This window comes from Patescibacteria group bacterium (genome assembly GCA_020148145.1).
Lineage (GTDB): Bacteria > Patescibacteriota > Minisyncoccia > Minisyncoccales > JAHCRE01 > JAHCRE01.
In genome coordinates, this window is record JAHCRE010000015.1 from 1 (window position 1) to 4,112 (window position 4,112).

The window sequence follows — 4,112 nt, forward strand, 5'->3', positions numbered from 1 at the left end:
AATGGCTCTATAAAAAATTCAAAGAAGAATGATTGTTTCGATTCAATGACCCCACTTTAAAAAGTGAGATCTCTAAACATTGAATCGATTGGAGCGATCTCTCCGATTTGTTGAACGTTTGACTGTATACCCAATCACCGTAAAAGAACAACGCAAGATAGAACATACACTTTTCCCACTTCGTGGTCGCACTTGATGTACAACATGTTGAAAATTAAGATCTAAGTAGACAACTTTTACCTGTTTTTTTACTTTCTCTCCTGTAATAAGATGCTTTAAACCTGTTGATATGCATGTTTTTCCCTATATTTTGACAGAAAAATAGGTTTTATAAAGGAATCTTTTTTCATTTTGGCGTTTTAACAGGATACTTTTAAATATCATTAGTGTCACAGTTTAGCATGATAAAATGTCTGGTAAAGGATGTAAAATTTGTGAAAGAACAAACCCGTCAACGAAACTTACATACAGCATTGTCCAAGGTGATGACTTATGTCTACAGTGTTATAAAGATCAATTCCCACAGAGACCTTTTTCTGCTTATCCATTTGAATAAATACGGGAGAGTATATGGCATTGATTCATGGAAGGTCAGGTGCAGAAAAAAATTTACTTAAGGTATGCCCACCAGGAATCAATAAGTTTGCAGATATCAAACTTCAACTTGATACATACAAAGCTGATATAGAAAAAGAAAAAAAGATATTTTTTGAAAAATTACCTGATCTTACTGAAAAAGAAAAAGAAAAATTATTAGGTTGATAAAATTAAAGAAACAACTGTGTTGTAAAGAGGATTACGGCCTACACCTAGAACTAAAATTGTTTGTCCTGATTACTTTTTAATTTTATATATCTCAGGATGCTCATCAATAATTTCAAATAAATACCATATTGTCATAATTACAAAAGTGTATCTATTTCTACCATTTCTGTATTTATTTAATTTATACGGAAAACGATTAATCACCTTCTTAAAAAAATCTATTTTAATAAAATCAGAATCGGGAATTTCATAATCAATGTCATGAGCGAATTTATTTCTTATATTATTTACAAATAATAGATAATTTAGAGAACCTGTTTTTAATAAACCGCTAGCCTCAATTATTTTTACTTTATTATAGAAATAAAAATTTATGATTGCTTTTGGATTTGGGAATTTATTTGTAATTATTTCATCAATTATATTTTCAAAATACAGTTGAGTTATAATTACGATATTTCTCATATTAGGTGGTTGTGTTAATAAATTAGTAATAAATTTATTAACCAAAAAAATACTACTTTTTGGTAAACATTCATCCTTTAGAAATCGAAGATAATTTTGGTCCATAAAAAATTGTTGGACAGTCACTTCTCCTGTTATTTTCCCTTTTAATAATAAATTCTTTAAAAGTCTGCAATAAACTCTAATATCTTCTGTACCAGATTTCGCTTTTGACATAATAATTTGCTTCATCATATAATTTATTGTTTTAAGTAATCTTTTCTTAATCGAAGGAAAGAGCCTTTTTAGAACTTATCTAAGAATGGGGTTCTACGATAAATAGGGTTAAGACTTACGGCCTTTACCATGTCATTTGCTCCACCTCTGATGATAACCAGACCTTCTTCGTTTCTTTCTATCGGGACCTCTTTTGCCGACATTTTTTGCATGTTTTAATCCTTCCTATTGTTATGTAGGGGATAATGGCTTAAAACGGTTGATATGCACGTTCCCCTTAGTGTTCATAGGGAGAAATAGGGTTTATAAGGTAGTAATTGTTACAATCTTGTAGATTTGGGAGGCAAAAGGAATGAAAAAACCAAAAACTCTTTGTAAATTTCGCCCAATAAATAAAAATACAGAAGAAATATTTACAAAAAAAAAATTATTCTTCGGTTATGTTGATGATTTTAACGATCCTTTTGAATTCAGAATGAATTTATCAATTTTTGGAAAAACAGAGAGTGAGACATTATATCATAATTTTAAAAATGCTTTTGTAGTATTATGTTTAACTGAAGAAGATACAAAATATGAAACATTGTTATGGTCACATTATGCAGATTTACATTGTGGAATATGCATTCAATTCACCCCAGATTATACAAATAAAAAATCACCGTTTTATAAATTAGAGCAAGTAAAATATGAGAAATCAATTCCAAAAGTAACCTCTAAAAAAGATACAATTATTGATGGTTATGTAAATAATATTCTTAAAACAAAGGCTTTTTGTTGGAATTATGAAAAAGAATGGAGATCTTTATTACTAAATAATAAAGGGGATAAGGTAAAGAAAACAAATATTCATGGATTTGAAATTGATTGTGGAAGACAACATACGTTTGAATCAAAGGAACTTACAAAAGTCATATTTGGATGTAAAATCAATAAGTCTGATGAACGAGTTGTAATGAATTGGATTGATGAATTAGGTAATACTAACATAAGAGTAGAAAAAGCATTTGTAGATGAAACTGATTATAAATTAAATTTCTTACAAATAATATAAATTAAACTCAATTATTTATGAAAATTATGGATTTTTCAAAATTATACTTTCTACTTTTTGGTTGTTAATTATTAATACGTTTTATGGGTTAAGTTAAAACAGGTTTTATAAGGGATTAACTCTATTCAATCTGTAGATTTGGGGAGGAAAATGGTAGTGTCCTTTAAACAAAGAAAAATAAGTGTTCATATAGGAATTGGGATATCGATTTTTGTCATGTTAATAGGTCTCTTTTCAATATTTTATCCATTTATAATGACAGGTTTGTCTACAAAAGAGGATATTGCTTTCGGTGTTATTCCTGTATCGCTAGGATTTGCATTATTTGCATTATGTCAGTCTTTTTCTTCAGACCTTAAAATGGATATCAATTCTAATGAAAATTTTTTAAGAATAGTCGGCCGTTTAGAAGATATGAGAATGAACCTCTTCATGGAGATACGTTATGACCATTCTTATAGAAATTTGATACGATATTGTTGGAAACTCTTAACCTATATGGAACGTGCTATTAATTTAAATGAAATGGCAAATATTGTACAAGATAATCAAAAGAAATTATACAATCAAATAGTACAACTGGTTTACATGTCTGACCTACCATGGGGGCGGAGAAGGAGAATTCGCACTACCGATGCAAACGGAAATCCCGATACAGCATTAGAATATATAATGCGGGAAAAAGATGTTAATAATATCTTGAATGTATGTTTACTTTGCCAGGAATTAAAACTAACTCAATTTCAATTTGAAAAAGTAGAGGAAATAATTGGTTATGTAGGACATTTTAGAAGTTATTACTGAAAAATCACTCATTGATATATCATGTCACGATTTATGGGTTAATTCTAATGGAACAGGTTTTATAAGGGAATAACAGTTATCGAATTGTGAGGAGGAAAGAATATGATAAAAAATGGGGATAATAAATCAAAAGGACCATACTTTTACCCTCACTGGATTTTAGCAATTATTTTCGGTGTATTACTTTTCTTCTATTCCTATTTTTTCTCTGGTTTTGCGGATGATCTTCGGGGAAATCCACATTCAATTACTCTGATGTTTCTTTTGTTCGGGATCGTGGGGCTATGTCTTTTCCTATTCTTTAGAAGGAACATATATGGCATAAAAAACCATGAAGTAAGCGGTAAGACTGCAAGGTTTTATTATGAACAGGGTATGGGGCTGATTAAAAGCGCGTTGTCTGCGTTCATATTGACTTTGGTAATCCTTTGGGGATTTGTGTTAAGTAGAAATGTTTCAAAGTCAGTTCAAATCTTGACCGCCCAGGGAGAAGTGTTGTTTTACCTGGTAGGATATGTTCTATTGTTCTATTATTTGAGTTTGGTTATTGATTTTCGTGATGCCATTCTAAAAGCCAAATGATGAACATTGACGTCATTTATACTGGCTAAAACCCGTGCTAATCGTTGACCGCTCATAGTATATAAAGCTATCATTTTTGAGGCAAAAAGCGATATTCAATAAAATAATATTGTTGTCAACAAAAACATAAATGAATTAATATTAACTGGTAGAACTGACAAATTTGTTTCAAAAAATGAGAAAATCAAATAGTATACCTCTCCATTACTAATTCTACTATGAAAAA

Annotated in this window: 5 protein-coding genes; 4 read left to right on the forward strand and 1 reads right to left on the reverse strand. The window is 29.8% G+C overall.

The window, feature by feature from the left end; all coding sequences use genetic code 11:
• The first annotated feature begins 570 nt into the window (after nt 1-570).
• Entirely contained in the window at nt 571-762 is a 192-nt protein-coding gene (locus KJA15_02030; protein ID MBZ9572083.1) for a hypothetical protein, read from the forward strand.
• A 72-nt stretch (nt 763-834) separates the two neighbouring features.
• On the opposite strand, the gene KJA15_02035 is transcribed toward KJA15_02030, so the two are convergent.
• The gene (locus tag KJA15_02035; GenBank protein MBZ9572084.1) at nt 835-1,464 is read right to left on the reverse strand and encodes a hypothetical protein; all 630 of its coding nucleotides are present in this window, start codon (nt 1,462-1,464) and stop codon (nt 835-837) included.
• 334 nt (nt 1,465-1,798) lie between these two features.
• On the opposite strand from KJA15_02035, the gene KJA15_02040 reads away from it, so the two are divergent.
• From KJA15_02040 to KJA15_02050, 3 genes are all read left to right on the forward strand, one after another.
• A complete protein-coding gene (locus KJA15_02040; protein MBZ9572085.1) occupies nt 1,799-2,500 on the forward strand; it encodes a DUF2971 domain-containing protein in 702 nt (233 codons plus the stop codon).
• A 255-nt stretch (nt 2,501-2,755) separates the two neighbouring features.
• On the forward strand, nt 2,756-3,304 hold the full coding sequence (locus KJA15_02045; GenBank protein MBZ9572086.1) for a hypothetical protein: 549 nt from the start codon (nt 2,756-2,758) through the stop codon (nt 3,302-3,304).
• A gap of 102 nt (nt 3,305-3,406) precedes the next feature.
• Nucleotides 3,407-3,886 carry a hypothetical protein gene (locus KJA15_02050; protein MBZ9572087.1) on the forward strand — a complete coding sequence of 160 codons (480 nt, stop codon included), beginning with the start codon at nt 3,407-3,409 and terminating at the stop codon, nt 3,884-3,886.
• The last annotated feature ends 226 nt before the right edge of the window (nt 3,887-4,112 follow it).